The organism is Geothrix alkalitolerans, assembly GCF_022808885.1.
Lineage (GTDB): Bacteria > Acidobacteriota > Holophagae > Holophagales > Holophagaceae > Geothrix > Geothrix alkalitolerans.
The window spans coordinates 562,006-577,375 of the sequence record NZ_JAKZLE010000001.1; the positions used below are offsets into that span (position 1 = coordinate 562,006).

The window sequence follows — 15,370 nt, forward strand, 5'->3', positions numbered from 1 at the left end:
TGCCGGTACCGGATCGCGGCACGGTTCGATATCGGAAAAGGATTTGAATCCGCTCCCTGTGTTCAGCAGGGACAAGTTGCACCTCGCGACGCGCCTGGGGAGGGCCACGCCGGCCAAGATGAAGGCTCTGGCCGTGGCCCTCGCGGGCGATCTCGACCTGGGGCCGCCGTGAGGCCGCTGGTGGCGCGGCGAGCGGCCCTTCAGCCCTTCAGCCGGAACCTCCAGGCGCAGTAGGCGCCTTCGGGGGCGTCCGGCGGGCAGTGGCGGCAGCTCACCTCAATGCGGGGGTCGACGGCGTGGGCGAAGGCATTGAACTCCACCTCCCCCACCGGGCGGCAGGGGAAGTCGGGCAGCCCCTTCCGGCGGCGGGTCTCCTGCACGCGGCAGCGGTCCATGACGAAGGTCAGCTCATCCCGGTCCTCGGACCATTCGGCGTGCTGCTCGTTGATGAAGGCGTACATGCGGTGATCCAGTGCCTTCTCCAGGGCCTCCAGGCCGCCGCCGGCGGGCACAGCGAAGGTCTCCATGATTCGTTTGGCCTCGGCCTGGGCGAAGCGCTTCCAGGCCAGGGCGTCCAGCTCGATGGCCGCGTCCATGCCGTCGCGTTCCTCGGCGGCCAGGAACCAGCAGCCGTCGTGGGCCAGCCAGTTCTTGGCGAACATCTCGAGAGCCCGGAGCAGATCCTCGCGGCTCATGGATTCGTAGGGGTTCATGGTGGGTTCCTCTCCACAGAGATCAGGCGAGGCCGTCCTTCTTCCGCCAGTAGCGCGCCAGGCCGTAGACGCTCATGAAGGCGGGATCGGCGATCTCGTAATCCTCGATGGCCTGGTCATCCAGCCCGTATCCGGCCAGCAGGCCGTTCAGGAAGGCCTGGAAGCGGGGGACCATGGCCTCTTCGGGGGTGCCCGCCGCGAGCTGCTGGCGCACCCACTCGGCGATGCGGTGGATGTTCTCCTCCAGCGAGTCGAAGTGGGCCTCGCCATCGCGCTTGATGCCGAAGTGGGTGGGATAGATGAAGGCGGGGCGGGCTGCCCGCATGCGGCGGATGGATTCCCGCCAGGCCTCCAGGTCGATGTCCGGGGGCGGGAAGGGCGGGATGGTGGGGCCGTGGCCGATGCGGATGCCGCCCACGTCGCCGGTGAAGAGCCCGTCGTCCAGGCGGTAGGTGATGTGGTGGATGGCGTGGCCCGGGGTGTGGATGGCCTGGATGGAGGTGCCGCCGAGGCGCGCGGTCTCACCGTCCTCCATGGGCGCGATGCGGTCCGCGTCGATGGGCTCGAGCCGGCCCCACAGGCGCTCCATGGCATCGCCGTAGATGCGCCGGGCCGAGTCCAGCAGCTTGGCCGGATCCTGGAGGTGGCGGGCCCCCTTGGGATGGACGTGGATCTTCGCGCCGTGGCGCGCCAGCCGCCAGGCGGCGCCGCCGTGGTCCAGGTGGATGTGCGTGATGAAGACGTGGCGGATGTCCTCCAGGGTGAAGCCCTGGCCTTCTACGGCTTCCCGGAGGTGCTCGTAGAGGGACTCCGGCCCCGTCTCCACGAGGACGGGCCCCTCGGACGTGCGGACGAGGAACGCCCCCACCGTGTTCTCCACCTGGAACTTCAGGTCCAGCAGCGTCACGGGGCCTTGCGTCTCAGCCTTGGTCATGTCGTGCCTCCTGGGGTTCCGCTCCACGCTCGCCCGGCGGATTCCCGGCCTCCTGTTCGCTTGGCCGGCGGCCTTCCAGACGGGTGATCAATATTCTAATTTGATTATTACAGAATATAATGTGATCATGATGGTTCTGCAAGGAGGAGCCGTTCATGGACATGGTCGTCGATTTCCCGGGTGGCGCGCGCGTCGATGCGCACTTCGGACCCTACACCGTCATGACGGACCAGCCGCCCCAGGGCGGCGGCGAGGGCTCCGCGCCCAGCCCCTTCGCCCTCTTCCAGGCTTCCCTCGCCACCTGCGCCGGCATCTACGTGCTGAACTTCTGCCGCCAGCGTGAGCTTCCGACCGAGGGCATCCGGCTGGTCCAGCGGACGGTCCCCGATCCCGCCACGGGCATGGTGGGGCGCGTGGAGCTGGAGATCCTGGTTCCGCCTACGTTCCCCGAGAAGTACCACGACGCCCTCGTGCGCACCGCCAGCCAGTGCACGGTGAAGAAGCACATCGAGCATCCCCCGGCGTTCATCGTGAAGACCCTGGTCGAGGGCTGACGCTACACGTACCGTAGCACCTCGATGGGACGGGGCCCCATCCGCGAACCGAAGGTGAGCGGGAGGATGCGCCAGTGGCGCATCCGATCTGGGGGTTGTCGGCGGAGCCGCGGGATCCAGAGGCCCGCCGCTACTCGTAGCGGAGGGCCTCGATGGGATCCTGCTTGGCGGCCTTCAGCGCCGGCCACAGCCCGAAGATGAGCCCCACGGCCGTGCTGACGCCGAAGCCGAGGACGATGCTCCAGAGGGGCGCGGCGGCGGGGAATTCGAAGACCAGGCGCACCAGCATGGCGATGCCCAGGCCCACGGCGATGCCCACGGCGCCGCCCACGCCCGTGAGGCTGATGGCCTCCACCAGGAACTGCATGGCGATGTCCCGGCGCGTGGCGCCCAGGGCCTTGCGCACGCCGATCTCGCGGGTGCGCTCGGTGACGCTTACCAGCATGATGTTCATGACGCCCACGCCCCCCACCAGCAGCGCGATGGCGGCGATGAGGATCATGGCGCCCGCGATGCCGCCGGTGATCTGCTGGAAGGTCTTGAGCTGAGCCTCGCTGGTGAAGATGGCGAAGTCGTTGGGCTGGCTGGCCCGAAGTCCGCGCCGGGCCCGGAGAATGGCCACCTCCTGATCCATCATCTCGTACATCCGCTTCGGGTCCTTGGGCACGGTGGCGATGTGGATGGTGTCCCCGCCGCCGTTCTTCACCTGGGGGAACATCTCGTCGAAGGTGCTGATGGGGATGAGCAGGATGTTGTCCGCATCGCCGCCCAGGAAGCTGCCCTTCTTCTCCAGCAGCCCGATGACGCTGAAGGCTACGCCGTTCACGAGCACCGTGCGCCCGATGGGATCCCGCTTGCCGAAGAGGGCTTCGGCGGTCATGGGGCCCACCACGCAGGTGCGGGCCGTGTGGGTCACGTCCGCGTCCACGAAGAACCGCCCGTCCTGGACGAAGGAGTTGTTGGACGGCGCGTAGTCGGGGTTCGTGCCGACGAAGGTGGGGTTGTTCCCCTCCTGGCCTTCGGGGGTCTTGATGCTGAGGTTCGCCGCGTCGTTGCCGAAGAGGTAGCGCTCCTGGGACACGGCCGCGGCGAGCGTGGCGGTCTGCTTGAGGGCTTCGGCGTCCTCGATGGTGAGGTCGCGGCGGCGCTTCTGGTCCTCGGGGATGCGCCCGCCGCCGAACCGGGGCTCGTACTTCTGGAACTGCACGAGGGTGGTGCCGAAGCTGGAGAAGCTGTCAGTCACGGCGTCGTTGAAGCCCGACACGAAGCTCACCATGGCGATGACCGTGGCCACGCCCGCCACGATGCCCAAGAGCGTGAGGAAGCTCCGAAGCTTCTGGGCCACCATGGCCCGGAACGCGAACTTGACGTTCTCGCTGCCGATGCCCCTGAATCCGGCTTTGCGGCTGGCCATGGTCACTCCGCCCGGATGGCGTCGATGACGACGAGGTTGGAGGCGCGGTACGCGGGCAGGAAGCCCGCGGCCAGGCCCACGAGGGTGCTGAGGAGGATGCCCACGAGGACGATGCCCGGCGTGATCTGGGCGGGGAAGTCCGCCAAGGCCCGCACGGTGAAGGCGCCGAGGGAGCCCACCAGCACGCCGATGACGCCGCCGGCGGCGGAGAGCAGGGCGGCCTCCAGGAGGAACTGGTAGCGGATGTCGCGCTTGCGGGCCCCCAGGGCCATGCGGACGCCGATCTCCTGGGTCCGCTCCACCACGCTCACCAGCATGATGTTCATGATCACGATGCCGCCCACGCCGAGGCTCACGCTCGAGATCAGCATCAGCAGGATGAAGGCGGCGCTGCTGATGGTCTTCCAGAGCTCCTGCAGGCTCTCCTGGGTGAGGAGGCCGAAGGGGTCGGGGTTGCGGAAACTGGTGTGCCGCATGGCGCGGAACAGGGCCCGCACCTCGTCCATGGAGGCGTCCAGGCCCTCCACGCCGTTCCGGGCCTTGATCTGCAGCTCCAGGCTCTCGTTCGAGGCCATGAAGTTCTTCCGGTAGACCTGGAGGGGGATGTAGATGCGCCCGTCCTGGTTGAAGCCGATGCTCCGCCCCTGCTTGGGCATGAGCCCGATGACGCGGAAGGGGAGGCCCCGGATCAGGATCGTCCGGCCCACCGGATCCAGGTGGGGGAACAGCTCCTCCCGGGTGTTGGCCCCGATGACGGCGACGTTCAGGGCGCCCTGGTCCTCGTTGTCTGAGAAGAAGCGTCCGGCCTCGAACTCCAGGTTGAACAGGTCCGCGAAGTTCGAGGTGATGCCGATGACGGCGATGCTGTCCAGGTGCCGGTCCCCGCTCTGCACGGGCATGGAGTTGCCGGCGGCGGCGGAGACCTGGGAGGACTCCTTGAGGATGCCGCTGGAGAGGCGCTGATACTCCTGCCAGGTGATGGGCGGGCGCTTGAGGGCGTCGATGAACTCCCGCCGGCTCCGGATGATCCCGAACTTCTGGACGACGTAGACGTCCGGGGCCAGGACGATGATCTTCTCCTTCACGTAGGTGTTCAGGCCGGAGATCACCCCTACCACGGCCACGATGGTGGCCACGCCGATGATGACTCCCAGCAGCGTGAGAAAGCTGCGCAGGGTGTGCGCCCGGATCGCCCGGAAGGAGGCGCGGAAGAGTTCAGTGGGGTTCATGGGGGCCTCAGGACTTGGTCTCGTCCTTGTCCTTGTCCTTCTTCTTCGCCTTCTCCACCCGGACCGCCTCGCCGCCCTTGAGGTCGCGGAGCGCCCGGTTGGGGCCGGTGATGAGCGACTCGCCGCCCTTGAGGCCGGAGAGCACCTCCACGGAGAGGTCGCCCATGAGGCCCGTCTTCACGGCCACGAACTTGGCCTTGCCCGATTCCATGACGAAGACGCCTTCCTCCTCGCGGGGGGCGCCGGGCTTGTGGGTCTCGCCGGGCTTCAGCTTGATCTCGCGCATGACGAGGGCCTGGAAGGGGATGGCCAGGGCCTGGTCGCGGCTGCCGGTGAAGATGTCCGCCTGGGCGGAGAGGCCGGGCTTGATGGTGAGGGGCGGATCCTTGATCCACACCTTCACCTTGAATTTGGTGGCGTCGTTCACGCTGGTCTTCAGAATGGGGCTGCCGCCCACCTCCGTGACCTGGCCCTGGAAAATCTGGTTGGGATAGGCGTCGATGCGGACCTGCGCCTCCTGGCCCAGCTTCACGGTGGGGATGGACGCCTCATCCACCTCCATCTCGGCCTCCACCTTGCTCATGTCGGAGACGGTGAGGAGCACGGTGCCGGGCTGGTTCTGGATGCCGGGCACGGCGGTCTCGCCCAGCTCGATGCGGCGGGCGGTGACCACGCCGTCCATGGGCGCGGCGATGGTGGAGAAGCCGAGGCCCACGTGGGACTGGCTCAGGTTGGCCTTGGCCTGGTCCGTGCGGCGGCGGGCCGTCTCCTGCGCGGCCTGGGCGGTCTCGAGGGCGGTCCTCGCCCGCTCGAAATCCGCCGCAGAGATGATGCCCGCGTCCCGGTTGGCCTTCGCCCGGTCGAAGTCGGACTTGGCCTGGGCGAGGTTGGCGGTGGCCGAGGTCAGGTCCGATTGGGCCGCGCGCAGGCTGGCCTGCATGGCCTCGGAGTTGGCCCGGGCGCTGCGGGGATCGATCTCCATGAGGAACTGGCCCTTGTGGACGCGGTCGCCCTCCTTGACGGCCAGGCGGGTGACCTGGCCCATGATGCTCGCGGAGATGTCCGCCTTCGTCACCGCCTGGATCTTGCCGTTGGCGCTCACCTTGGCCTGCAGGTTCTCCCGGGCCACGGTGGCCACCTGGATGGCGATGCCCTTGTCCCGCATGCCGGCGATGCTCAGGCCGGCAATCACGAAGATCGCCAATCCTCCGCCGAGGATCCACATCTGCTTCCGCTTCATGTCAAAGGCCTCCCCAACGGGCTGATCGCATCTCAATCTTCGCTCAGATGGTCCAAGGGTTTAGTGGCCTTGGGCGTCATAAATGAAATTGTTTTCCATTGATCGAACCCTCCAGTTGGAAAATAATTTCATCTGGAGGACCCGCCTTGTCCCACTCCCCCATCGGCCCCACCATCCTAGCCCTTCTTGCGGCTGGGCCCGCATTCGCCGCCGCTGCGGGCAGCGGAACCCTCGCCGGACGGGTGCTGGACGACCTGGGAAGGCCGGTGCCCCAGGCCCAGGTCCGCCTGGAGAACCGGGTCTCCGGATTCCGCCAGACGGTCGTCACGGACGCCTCGGGCACCTACGCCGCCTACAACGTCCCCTTCAGCGACTACCACCTGGAGGTGGTGGCGCCGGGGATGCAGGACCTCCACCAGAACATCTCGGTCCGCTCCAACCTGCCCACCCAGCTCGACCTGCGGCTGAAGGCCGCCCAGGCCTCCGCCACGGTGGCCGTGGAGGACACGGTGTCCCTGGTGGAGGCCCACCCTTCGGCCCACATCGACATCGACCGCTCCACCATCGAGAAGATTCCCACCGCCGTGCAGAGCCGGGCCATGGAGAGCATCCTGCTCGCCACGCCGGGGTTCATCCAGGACGAGAACGGCCGCTTCCACTTCCGCGGCAGCCACGGGCAGGTGACCTACGTGGTGGATGGGGTGCCCGTCACGGACCAGGTGCAGTCCACCTTCTCGAACTCCCTGGACCCCTCCCAGGTGGAGAGCATGGAGGTCATCACCGGCGGCGTGAGCGCCGAGTACGGCGGGAAGCCGGCGGCCGTGGTGAACCTCACCAGCAAGTCCGGCCTGGGTTCGCCCCGGCCCTTCCAGGGCGAGGTGTCGCTGGGCGCCTCGCGGTTCAGCACCCGCGAGCTGGGCTTCGGGGCGCGCGGCGGATCGGCCTCCTTCGGATACTTCGTGACTGGCGCCGCCTCCGTGAGCGACCGGTTCCTCGACCCCGTGAACTTCGAGAACCTGCACAACCATGGGACCACGGACCGCCTCTTCACCCGCTTCGACTGGCTGCTGGGCGCCAACGACATCCTCCGGTTCTCCGCCAGCGGCGGCAGCACCAACCGGGACGTGGTGAACCTGGCCTCCCAGCAGGCCGCCGGGCAGGACCAGCGGGTCCACACCACAGACGTGAACCTGAACCTGGGCTGGACCCACCTGCTGGGCGTGGACCGCAGCCTGGATATGGCGATCTACTACCGCGGCGCCACTGCGCGCCTGGACCCCACCCGGGACCTACAGCCGGGCTTCACCGGCGGCGGGCCGGACACCCCCGTGTGGATCCGCTCCGACCGGCGCCTGGACAACCAGGGCGCCCAGGCGGGCTACACCCAGCGAAACGGCGACAACACCTTCAAGGTGGGCCTCCAGATCGTGCGCTATCCCCTGCACGAGCGCTTCGACCTGGCCATCACCGACCAGGCCCAGGTCTCCGGGCCCTCGGACCCGCTCTATCCCTACACCCCTGCCGGAGGCGGGAATATCTTGCGCTTCGCGGAAGGCTTCGCGCCCTCCTTGGCCTCGGCCTACATCCAGGACGACCTGAAGGCCGGGCGCTGGACCTTCGCCCTGGGCCTCCGCTTCGACCGCTACCAGGGACGGGACTTCACCCAGAGCGAGCTCCAGCCGAGGCTGGGCGTCACCTACGCGCTGCCGGGGATCGGCACCCTGGTTCGGGTGGTCTACGACCGGCTGCTCATCACGCCGGAGAACGAGAACCTGGCCTTCTCCACCTCCCAGACCGCCTGGAGCCTGGTCACCCAGTCCGCCACGCCGGTGCCCCAGCTCCGGGCCGAGACCCAGGACAGCTACCTGGTGGGTCTGGAGCAGCAGCTGGGCCAGGTGGCCCGCGTCAGCCTCGACTACTGGTGGAAGGGCAGCCGGAACTCCGCCGACAACAGCCAGTTCCTGAACACGGGCATCCTCTTCCCCATCTCCGCCTGGAAGGGGCGCTTCCATGGCCTGGACCTCAGGGTGGACACGGTGCCGATCCAAGGCTGGTCCGCCTACCTCAGCGCGGGCACCGTCCGGACGCTCTACTACAGCCCGACCCTCGGGGGCCTCGACTCCGCCGATCCCACGGTGAACGGCCCCGACGGAACGCCGTACCTCATCGACCACGACCAGAAGCTCACGGCCCAGCTGGGCGTGCGCTACGAGCAGGGCGGCTTCTTCGCCCAGGCCTCCGCGCGTTACGACTCGGGCCTGGAGGCGGGCGACCCCGCCACCGTCGCCGGGAATCCCGACTACGCCTTCGGCATCCCCTACGTCCGGACGGAGACCGACAGCCTGGTGGGCCTCAACCACCGCATCAAGTCCCGCACCATCCTGAACCTCAACGCCGGGCAGGCGTGGACGCTCAAGAACGGGCAGAAGCTGTCGGTGGGCCTGGACCTGCTGAACGCCACGGACGAGAAGGGCCTCTACAACTTCCTCAGCGCCTTCGGCGGCACCCACGTCATCCCGCCGCGCACCTTGGCCGCCCGGGTGAGGTGGACGTTCTGAGACGGCCCAAGAACGGTTTCAGAGTGGGTGCTCGAAGCTGAGGTAGAGGAAGATTCCGCGCTCGCCCCGGCTGGGCCCCACGCCCACCATGGCGGCGAGGCCGGGCACCACCTGGAGACCCCTCGGCAGGTTCCACGCCCAGCGCACCCCGGGCGCCACGAAGGCGCTCTGCGTGGGCTGGCGCAGGCCGGGACCGGCCACCACCTCGCCGCTCGTGTAGGCGAACTCCAGCATCAGGTTCAGGTCCTGCCGGGCCAGCCAGATGAAGCTCTGACCGATGTTCCAGGTGGTGATGTCGGCCTGGTTCCCCAGAAGATCCTCCGCATGGGGCGTGTAGGTGCAGCCGAGGTTCATGTGCGTGACGAGGCGGTCGGCCATCACGACGCTGAGGGGCAGGTTGGCCTGGAAGCCCAGATGCCCGTTCCCCCGGCCCTGGTTGTGGTTCCCCGTGGGAAAGAGCAGGGACAGGCGGGGCGAGAAGGCCACGGTCGCATCGCCATCGCCCAGCACCTGGTAGCGGTAGTTCAGGGCCATGTCGCCGAACCCGCGGCGCCCTCCGTCCGGCGAGGAGGCGAGGCGCTGAACCGGCACCGTGAGGCTCAGCTGGTGCGCCTGGCCGCCCATCGGCCACTCCTCCGTGAAGGTATAGACCCAGTCGCCGCTCTGCCGGAGGCGGGTGAAGGTCGAGATGTGCTGGATGACGCCCGGTTCCTGGTTGTAGGCCTCCTCCAGCAGGAAGGAGTTGTCCTGGATGGGCACCTCCTTCGGCGGCTGCTGTGCATGGAGGACGGAGGCCGCCGTGGCGAGGGATAGAAGCAGGGAGGGGAGGAGGGTGGAATGTCGCATGTTTTGAGACTGAGTCTCTTTATTTAGTAATTCAAGACCTCCAGGTACAGAAGTGACCCGCGTCACCTCGATGGCGACGCGGGTCCAGGGCTATTCGGGGCTCAGGGCTGGATGGGTTCGTCCAGGCCCCGGCGTTTGCCCACCCACTCGTAGAAGCTGGGGAGCACCAGCAGGGTGAACAGGGTGGAGGTCACCAGGCCGCCCACCATGACGATGGCCAGGGGGCGCTCCAGCTCGCTGCCGCCGAAACCCAGAAGCATGGGCAGCAGGCCGAGGATGGCGGCGCCAGCGGTCATGAGCTTGGGCCGCACGCGGCCCAGGCTGGCCTCCAGCACGGCCTCGCGCAGGGGGAGTCCCGAGGCCATGAGGTCCTTGGTCTGGGTGATGAGCACCAGGCTGTTCTGCACGGCCACGCCGAAGAGGCCGATCATGCCGACGATGGAGCTCACGTTCCAGGTCTCCCGGGCCAGCCAGAGGCCGAAGAGGCCGCCGGCGAAGGCGTTGGGCAGGGTGGCGAGGACCACGGCCACCTCCCACCAGCGGTTGAGGGCCAGGTAGAGCAGGCCCACCACGATGCCCAGGGCCACGGCGATGGCGATGAGCAGGCGCTGCTGGGTCTCCCGGGCCTCCTCGATGCGGCCGCCCAGCTTGACCACGGTGCCCTTGGGAAGAGGGTACGAGGCCAGCAGGCGGTCCACCTGCTTCGCGGTCCCGCCCAGGTCGCCTTCGGATCGCAGGTTCAGGGCCAGCCGCCGCTGGGCGGATTCGCGCCGGATCATGCTGGGCGTGGTGGTCTCCTCGAAGCGCACCACCTGACCCAGCTCCAGCACGCGGCCATCCTCCAGCACCAGTGGCAGGCGCTGGAGCCGTTCGGGGGTGACCTCGCCCGCGATCTGGAACCTCACCACGCGGCCGATGCGCTGGGGGCCATCGTAGCGTGGGGCCGTCTCGATGCCCTGGAGGGCGGCCTGCAGCGTCTGGAGCAGCAGCGGCCGCGGGACGCCCAGGTGGCGCAGGTCCTTGTCGTCGATGACCACCTGCCACTTGGGCAGGGGGCCACCGGTGTCAGGAGCCACGGACCGGACGGAGGGCAGCGCCGTTAGCTTGGCGCGAAGGTCCGGCAGGACGGTGTCCACCGAGGCCGGGTCGGGATTGAAGAGCTTGATCTGGAGGTCGGCGGGGGTGCCGCCCAGGCCCTCGGAGATCTTCATGTTCATGGGTGTGGTGAGCTCCACCGGATAGGGCATCCGCTCGGCGAGGGCGCCGAGGTCGGCCTCAACCTTCCGGGGGTCGGCCTTGGGGTCCAGCAGCACGAGGATGTCGCTGGAGTAGTGGGGCATGGGGTCCTCGGTGACATCGCCCCGGCCGGTGCGCCGGTAGAAGTCCTTCACGCCGGGGACTTGGCGGATGGCCTGGCCTAGCAGCCGGTTGCCCTGGTCCACGGCCTCCAGGCTGGTCTCGGCGGGGAAGTTGGGCGTCATGATGTAGGCACCCTCGTCGAGGGTGGGCAGGAAGTTGCTTCCCAGGCCCATGGCCAGCACGAGGCTGAGGGCGGTCACGCCGCCGGCCACGGCCAGCAGCTTGGCGCCGTGGCCCAGGGCCCAGGTGAGGGCGGGCCGGTAGACCTCCTTGAGCCGTGTGACGAAGCGGGGCTCCTCCAGCACGGTGCCGGGTGGCAGGAATCGCTCCACCAGCGTGGGCACGAGGGTGAAGCTCAGGATGAGGCTGAGGATCATGGCAGATCCCACCGCCACGGCCAGGGGCGCGTAGAGGCGCCCGGCCACGCCGCCGATGGCCAGGAGGGGGATGAACACGGCCAGGATCACCAGCACGGCGATGAGGATGGGGATGCCCACCTCGGCCGCGGCTTCGATGAGGACTCTTCGCCGGCCTCCGCGGGTGAGGCTCGGGTGCTCGTGGAGCCGGTGGGTGAGGTTCTCCACCATGATCACGCCCGCGTCCACCAGCAGGCCCACGGCGATGGCCAGGCCGCCCAGGGTCAGGGCGTTGAGGCCCAGGTCCATGAGCGTGAGGGGGATCGCAGCGCCGAGGGTGGCGAGGGGCAGCATGACGATCACCACCAGAGCGCCCCGGAGGTTGCCCAGCAGGACCACCAGCACCAGGCCCACGAAGCCGCCGCCCAGCATGAGGGCCACGGTTACGCCGCTGAGGGCGTGCCGGACGAACTCGCCCTGGTCGTAGAACATCTGGAGCTGCATACCCTCCGGCAGGCCCTTGCGAAGCTCCGGCAGGGCATCCACCACGGCTTGGGCCGTGCTGAGGGCCTCGGCGGTGGGCTGCTTCACCACCCGCAGGGAGACCGCCTCGGCACCCCGGTAGACGGCCATGCCCCGGCGGAACCCTGCGCCCTCCTGAACATCCGCGATTTCGCCCAGGTACACGGTGCCCCGCTGGGTCTGGATGGGCAGCCTGCGGATCTCGTCCGGGTTGGGCGCGGCGCTGCCGAGGGTGACGAACCAGCCCTTGTCCTGCAACTCGAGGATGCCGGCGCCGGCATCCTGGTCGCTGCCTTCGAGGGCCTCCATGGCGCGGCCCAGGGGCACTCCCAGGAGCCGCATGCGGTCGGGGCGGAGGAGCACCTGGACCTGCCGCGCCTCGCCGCCCAGGGCCTCCACGCGGGCCACGCCCGGGATGGCCTGGAGCCGGGGGACGATGACCTTCACCGCGTGGTCGCGGATGGCGACGGGGCCCACGGTCGCGCCGGTGAGCACCAGCTCCTGAATCTCCTGGAGCCGACCGGCGGCGCTGGTCACGAGGGGCGAGAGGGTGCCCGGCGGGAAGCCGCCCATGATGGAAGCCAGGCGCTCGCCCACCAGCTGGCGGGAGCGCCATGGATCGGTGCCGCTCTCGAAGGCGATCACCACCTGGACCAGGCCGGCCTGGACGGTGCTCACCACGCGCTTCACGCCCGGCAATCCGCCGACGGCCTGCTCCACCGGTTGGGCCACGGTGAGCTCCAGCTCGCTGGCGGCGCGCCCGGGGCTCTGGATGAGCAGCTGCAGCGAGGGCAGGGACAGGTCGGGGATGAGGTCCCGCTTCAGGTTGAAGAAGGTGAGGACGCCCAGGAAGGCCAGCAGGATCGTGGCGCCGTAGACGAGGCCCCGCTTGGGGAGGAGCCAGGTGAACCAGCGGGTGAGCAGCTTGTGGGTCTCACTCATCGCCGCCTCCGGTCTTCAGGCGCATGAGCTTCGACTTGAGGAGGTAGGATCCGTCCGTGACCACCTTGGCCCCGACGGGGATGCCGTCCAGCACGAGGGTGCTGCGGCCGGAGTCCGGCCCGCGCCTCACGGGTTGGAACCGGGCCTGGTCCCCTTCCTGGAGGAACACGCCCCAAACGCCCTCGACCTGCTGGAGCGCGGCGGTCGACAGGAGGATGCCCCGTCCCACGGGCACCTGGACCTCCAGCGGCATGCCGGGGATCGGCAGGGGGGCGCCGGAGAGCCGCAGGCGGTAGGTCATGCGGTGGGTCATTTCGCCCATGGTTGCGGGCAGGCCTGAGACCTCGGCCTTCCAGGTCCGGTTCTCACTGCGCACGGCCGTCCGGCTGCCGAGCCTCCAGGCGGGAGCCGGGGGTGGCAGCTCCAGGATGGCCAGGGAGGCGGAGGCGGCCTGGAAGGTGCCCAGCTCCTCGTTCATGGCCACGCCCTGGCCCAGCCGAGCCTTCCAGGCCACCACTGTCCCCGCCGCGGGGGCGTGGAGGACGTAGGTGCCGTCGGCCTTCTCCGGGGTCACACCTCGGGCCTGCAGGGCGATGCGGGCGGATTCGGCTTCTGCGGACGCCGAGGCGTGCTCGGCTTCTGCGGACTCCAGGTCCCGCTTGGCCCCGGCCTGGGCGGCGGCGAGGCGCTGCTCGCGCGCCAGGTCGGTCTGGGCGCGCCGGAGGCGGGCCTGGGCCGTGAGCCAGCGAGACTTCAGGTCCGCCAGCTCCGGGCTTCGCAGGACGAGCAGGGGCGCCCCCTTGGCCACGGGACGGCCGGGAGCGGCGGGCGCGGAGGCCACCAGGCCGCTCACGGGGGCCGTGAGCAGCGCCTGGGCGGACTCGTCGCCGGCGGCCTCGGCGGGGAACCAGACCGTCAGATCGGAGGGGGCCGGAGCCTCCAGGAGGTGCAGGCCGCTCTGCACGGCCGCGAGGGACACGCGGTCCACGGAGGGCCCCGCGCCTGGGGCCGGGGCGGGATCCGCCGAGGCGGGCGGGGTGGGCTTGCAGCCCCCCAGGCCCAGCAGCGCGGCCAGAGTCAGAGAGGGAAGGACGAACCGGTTCATCGGGCATCTCCAAGGGTCAGAAGGTCGAGTTCGGCCATGAGGGCGTGGGCGTCGCGCCGCCGCTGGAGGGCCGCGGATTCGGCCTCCAGCAGCTGACGCCGGAGAAGGAGGGCTTCGGAGGGCCGCTCCTTCCCCTCCTGGAGGCGGAGATCCACGGCCCGGAGAGAGGCCTCGAACCCGCGGGCCTCCTGCGGATCCCCGAAGGCCTTGAGGCGGGCGAGGGCGGTCTCGAAGCGGGAGGCGAGCTGCAGCTGGGCGGATTCGCCCTCGCGCCGCAACGCAGCCTGGCCCGCGGACGCTTCGCGCCGTTGGGCTCCCAGCTCGCCCGCGCGGGGCAGCCGAAAGGCCACACCCAGGCTGGTGATACGCTCGTCGCCTTCCGAGGCGTAGCTCCCCCGGAGGGACCAGCGGGAGGACTGGACCGCCTGCTGGAGCAGGAACGCCGCCTCCTCCGAGGCCAGCCGGTCCGCCAGGGCCCGGCGGGCGAGGCCGGATTCGAAGGCACCGGGGAGGGCCGCCGGATCCGGCAGGGCGGCCGGGCCTGGATCCGCCAAAGGTTCGGGCTGGGCCGGCAGGTCGGCCAGGGTGCGGAGGGCGGCCCAGGCCTCGGCCAGGCGCCGATGGGCCTCCCCCAGCTCCGCCCGCTGCCGGACGAGATCGCCGCGGACCAGGTCCACCTGGTAGGCGGGATCCGATCCGGAGTCCACCCGGGCGGTGGCCACCCGGAGCCAAGTCTCGGTGACTTCGGACTGGCCGGCCTTCAGGTCCAGCTGCGCCTGGGCCAGCCAGGCGTCGAGGTAGGCCAGGCGCAGGCGCTGATGGGTTTCGGCGCGGCCCAGGGCCAGAGTGGTGCGCTCCGTGGCGTCGAGGGTCCGCCGGGCCTTGCCCCGGGTTGCAGGCGCCAGCAGGAGGGGGGCGTCCACCTGGGCGACCTTGTCAGTGGTTGTGGCGGAGGGGCCCACGCGGCGGCCACCTTCGGCCATGAGGGTGGGGCCCTCCTTCAGAACCCCGCCCGTGGCGGCGAGGTGGCGCTGCCGGGCCGCGAGGTCGGCCTCCAGCCTCAGGAGCCAGGGGTCGGGCCTGGCCTTCGCCAGAAGGGAGTCGTAGGTGAGGGGTGGGGCCGGGGCCTGGGCCGACAGGGCGCAGGCCAGCGCCCCCGGCAGGAGGGATCGGAGCATGGTTGCCTCATGAAAGGGACATTCGAAGCCTCCCTGGTGTCACCAGAGCAGGCGGACGGTGGTCGCAATCAGGCGAGGAACCGGGGCGGGGCCTTTTCAGGCTGGGCGGAGGGGCCGCAGAGGCGGTCCGCGGGGCGGGATTCGAAGGCGGACGAGGGCAGTGAGGCCGGCAGGGCGGGGGGCTCGGGCAGGGGCGGGAACGGACAGCCGTGGTTGCAGAAGAAGTGGCAGCCCACCAGGCCGTCCCCGGTCTGGGATTCGGCGAAGACGAAGGGATCCATCTCCACCACCACGGCTTCCCCGTGGGCCGAATGGGGCACCTCTCCCGCCGCGGCGTGCCAGACGGCATGGAGCAGATAAACCAGGACGAGCGCCAGCATCAGGCCAGCTGCGGCTCGTCTCAGGGTTTCTTTCAACATG

At 69.5% G+C, this 15,370-nt stretch carries 13 protein-coding genes; 3 read left to right on the plus strand and 10 right to left on the minus strand.

Annotated features, from left to right (window positions below; genetic code table 11):
- Positions 1 to 43: 43 nt before the first annotated feature.
- Positions 44 to 172 (plus strand): hypothetical protein, encoded by a 129-nt coding sequence (locus MLJ35_RS15800; protein ID WP_275976292.1) that lies wholly within the window; start codon positions 44 to 46, stop codon positions 170 to 172.
- A 28-nt stretch (positions 173 to 200) separates the two neighbouring features.
- Here MLJ35_RS15800 and MLJ35_RS02500 read toward each other — a convergent pair whose 3' ends face one another.
- Together MLJ35_RS02500 and MLJ35_RS02505 are read right to left on the minus strand one after the other, a co-directional pair.
- On the minus strand, positions 201 to 713 hold the full coding sequence (locus tag MLJ35_RS02500; RefSeq protein ID WP_243382723.1) for a DUF6125 family protein: 513 nt from the start codon (positions 711 to 713) through the stop codon (positions 201 to 203).
- Positions 714 to 735: 22 nt separating this feature from the next.
- Complete coding sequence (locus MLJ35_RS02505) at positions 736 to 1,647, minus strand: MBL fold metallo-hydrolase (protein WP_243382726.1); 912 nt, start codon at positions 1,645 to 1,647, stop codon at positions 736 to 738.
- Between the two features lie 155 nt (positions 1,648 to 1,802).
- Here MLJ35_RS02505 and MLJ35_RS02510 point away from each other — a divergent pair, with 155 nt between their 5' ends.
- Positions 1,803 to 2,201, plus strand: coding sequence for an OsmC family protein (locus tag MLJ35_RS02510; RefSeq protein ID WP_243382728.1), 399 nt, complete (start codon positions 1,803 to 1,805; stop codon positions 2,199 to 2,201).
- Between the two features lie 130 nt (positions 2,202 to 2,331).
- On the opposite strand, the gene MLJ35_RS02515 is transcribed toward MLJ35_RS02510, so the two are convergent.
- The 3 genes from MLJ35_RS02515 to MLJ35_RS02525 are packed head-to-tail and all read right to left on the minus strand — an operon-like array spanning position 2,332 to position 6,084.
- Positions 2,332 to 3,615: an ABC transporter permease gene (locus MLJ35_RS02515; RefSeq protein WP_243382729.1), complete on the minus strand. Its 1,284-nt coding sequence runs from the start codon at positions 3,613 to 3,615 to the stop codon at positions 2,332 to 2,334.
- Positions 3,616 to 3,617: 2 nt separating this feature from the next.
- Entirely contained in the window at positions 3,618 to 4,844 is a 1,227-nt protein-coding gene (locus MLJ35_RS02520; RefSeq protein WP_243382731.1) for an ABC transporter permease, read from the minus strand.
- Positions 4,845 to 4,851: 7 nt separating this feature from the next.
- Entirely contained in the window at positions 4,852 to 6,084 is a 1,233-nt protein-coding gene (locus MLJ35_RS02525) for an efflux RND transporter periplasmic adaptor subunit (protein ID WP_243382733.1), read from the minus strand.
- Between the two features lie 146 nt (positions 6,085 to 6,230).
- Here MLJ35_RS02525 and MLJ35_RS02530 point away from each other — a divergent pair, with 146 nt between their 5' ends.
- Entirely contained in the window at positions 6,231 to 8,642 is a 2,412-nt protein-coding gene (locus MLJ35_RS02530; RefSeq protein WP_243382735.1) for a TonB-dependent receptor, read from the plus strand.
- Between the two features lie 18 nt (positions 8,643 to 8,660).
- On the opposite strand, the gene MLJ35_RS02535 is transcribed toward MLJ35_RS02530, so the two are convergent.
- The 5 genes from MLJ35_RS02535 to MLJ35_RS02555 all read right to left on the minus strand — a co-directional run bounded on the left by MLJ35_RS02535 (position 8,661) and on the right by MLJ35_RS02555 (position 15,330).
- Positions 8,661 to 9,488, minus strand: a complete 828-nt coding sequence (locus tag MLJ35_RS02535) for a transporter (RefSeq protein WP_243382736.1) — start codon at positions 9,486 to 9,488, stop codon at positions 8,661 to 8,663.
- 101 nt (positions 9,489 to 9,589) lie between these two features.
- On the minus strand, positions 9,590 to 12,667 hold the full coding sequence (locus MLJ35_RS02540) for an efflux RND transporter permease subunit (RefSeq protein ID WP_243382738.1): 3,078 nt from the start codon (positions 12,665 to 12,667) through the stop codon (positions 9,590 to 9,592).
- Positions 12,660 to 13,772 carry an efflux RND transporter periplasmic adaptor subunit gene (locus tag MLJ35_RS02545; protein ID WP_243382740.1) on the minus strand — a complete coding sequence of 371 codons (1,113 nt, stop codon included), beginning with the start codon at positions 13,770 to 13,772 and terminating at the stop codon, positions 12,660 to 12,662. The genes MLJ35_RS02540 and MLJ35_RS02545 overlap by 8 nt, the downstream gene beginning before the upstream one ends.
- Positions 13,769 to 14,950, minus strand: a complete 1,182-nt coding sequence (locus MLJ35_RS02550) for a TolC family protein (RefSeq protein WP_243382741.1) — start codon at positions 14,948 to 14,950, stop codon at positions 13,769 to 13,771. The genes MLJ35_RS02545 and MLJ35_RS02550 overlap by 4 nt, the downstream gene beginning before the upstream one ends.
- A gap of 68 nt (positions 14,951 to 15,018) precedes the next feature.
- Positions 15,019 to 15,330, minus strand: a complete 312-nt coding sequence (locus MLJ35_RS02555; RefSeq protein ID WP_243382743.1) for a hypothetical protein — start codon at positions 15,328 to 15,330, stop codon at positions 15,019 to 15,021.
- Between the last annotated feature and the right edge of the window lie 40 nt (positions 15,331 to 15,370).

Excerpts from the sequence above, each read along its gene's own strand:
- MLJ35_RS02525 (WP_243382733.1), bottom strand. The coding sequence starts at position 6,084 with ATGAAGCGGAAGCAGATGTGGATCCTCGGCGGAGGATTGGCGATCTTC.
- MLJ35_RS02500 (WP_243382723.1), bottom strand. The coding sequence starts at position 713 with ATGAACCCCTACGAATCCATGAGCCGCGAGGATCTGCTCCGGGCTCTC.
- MLJ35_RS02505 (WP_243382726.1), bottom strand. The coding sequence starts at position 1,647 with ATGACCAAGGCTGAGACGCAAGGCCCCGTGACGCTGCTGGACCTGAAG.
- MLJ35_RS02550 (WP_243382741.1), bottom strand. The coding sequence starts at position 14,950 with ATGCTCCGATCCCTCCTGCCGGGGGCGCTGGCCTGCGCCCTGTCGGCC.
- MLJ35_RS02555 (WP_243382743.1), bottom strand. The coding sequence starts at position 15,330 with ATGCTGGCGCTCGTCCTGGTTTATCTGCTCCATGCCGTCTGGCACGCC.
- MLJ35_RS02540 (WP_243382738.1), bottom strand. The coding sequence starts at position 12,667 with ATGAGTGAGACCCACAAGCTGCTCACCCGCTGGTTCACCTGGCTCCTC.
- MLJ35_RS02545 (WP_243382740.1), bottom strand. The coding sequence starts at position 13,772 with ATGAACCGGTTCGTCCTTCCCTCTCTGACTCTGGCCGCGCTGCTGGGC.
- MLJ35_RS02535 (WP_243382736.1), bottom strand. The coding sequence starts at position 9,488 with ATGCGACATTCCACCCTCCTCCCCTCCCTGCTTCTATCCCTCGCCACG.
- MLJ35_RS02510 (WP_243382728.1), top strand. The coding sequence starts at position 1,803 with ATGGACATGGTCGTCGATTTCCCGGGTGGCGCGCGCGTCGATGCGCAC.
- MLJ35_RS02515 (WP_243382729.1), bottom strand. The coding sequence starts at position 3,615 with ATGGCCAGCCGCAAAGCCGGATTCAGGGGCATCGGCAGCGAGAACGTC.
- MLJ35_RS02520 (WP_243382731.1), bottom strand. The coding sequence starts at position 4,844 with ATGAACCCCACTGAACTCTTCCGCGCCTCCTTCCGGGCGATCCGGGCG.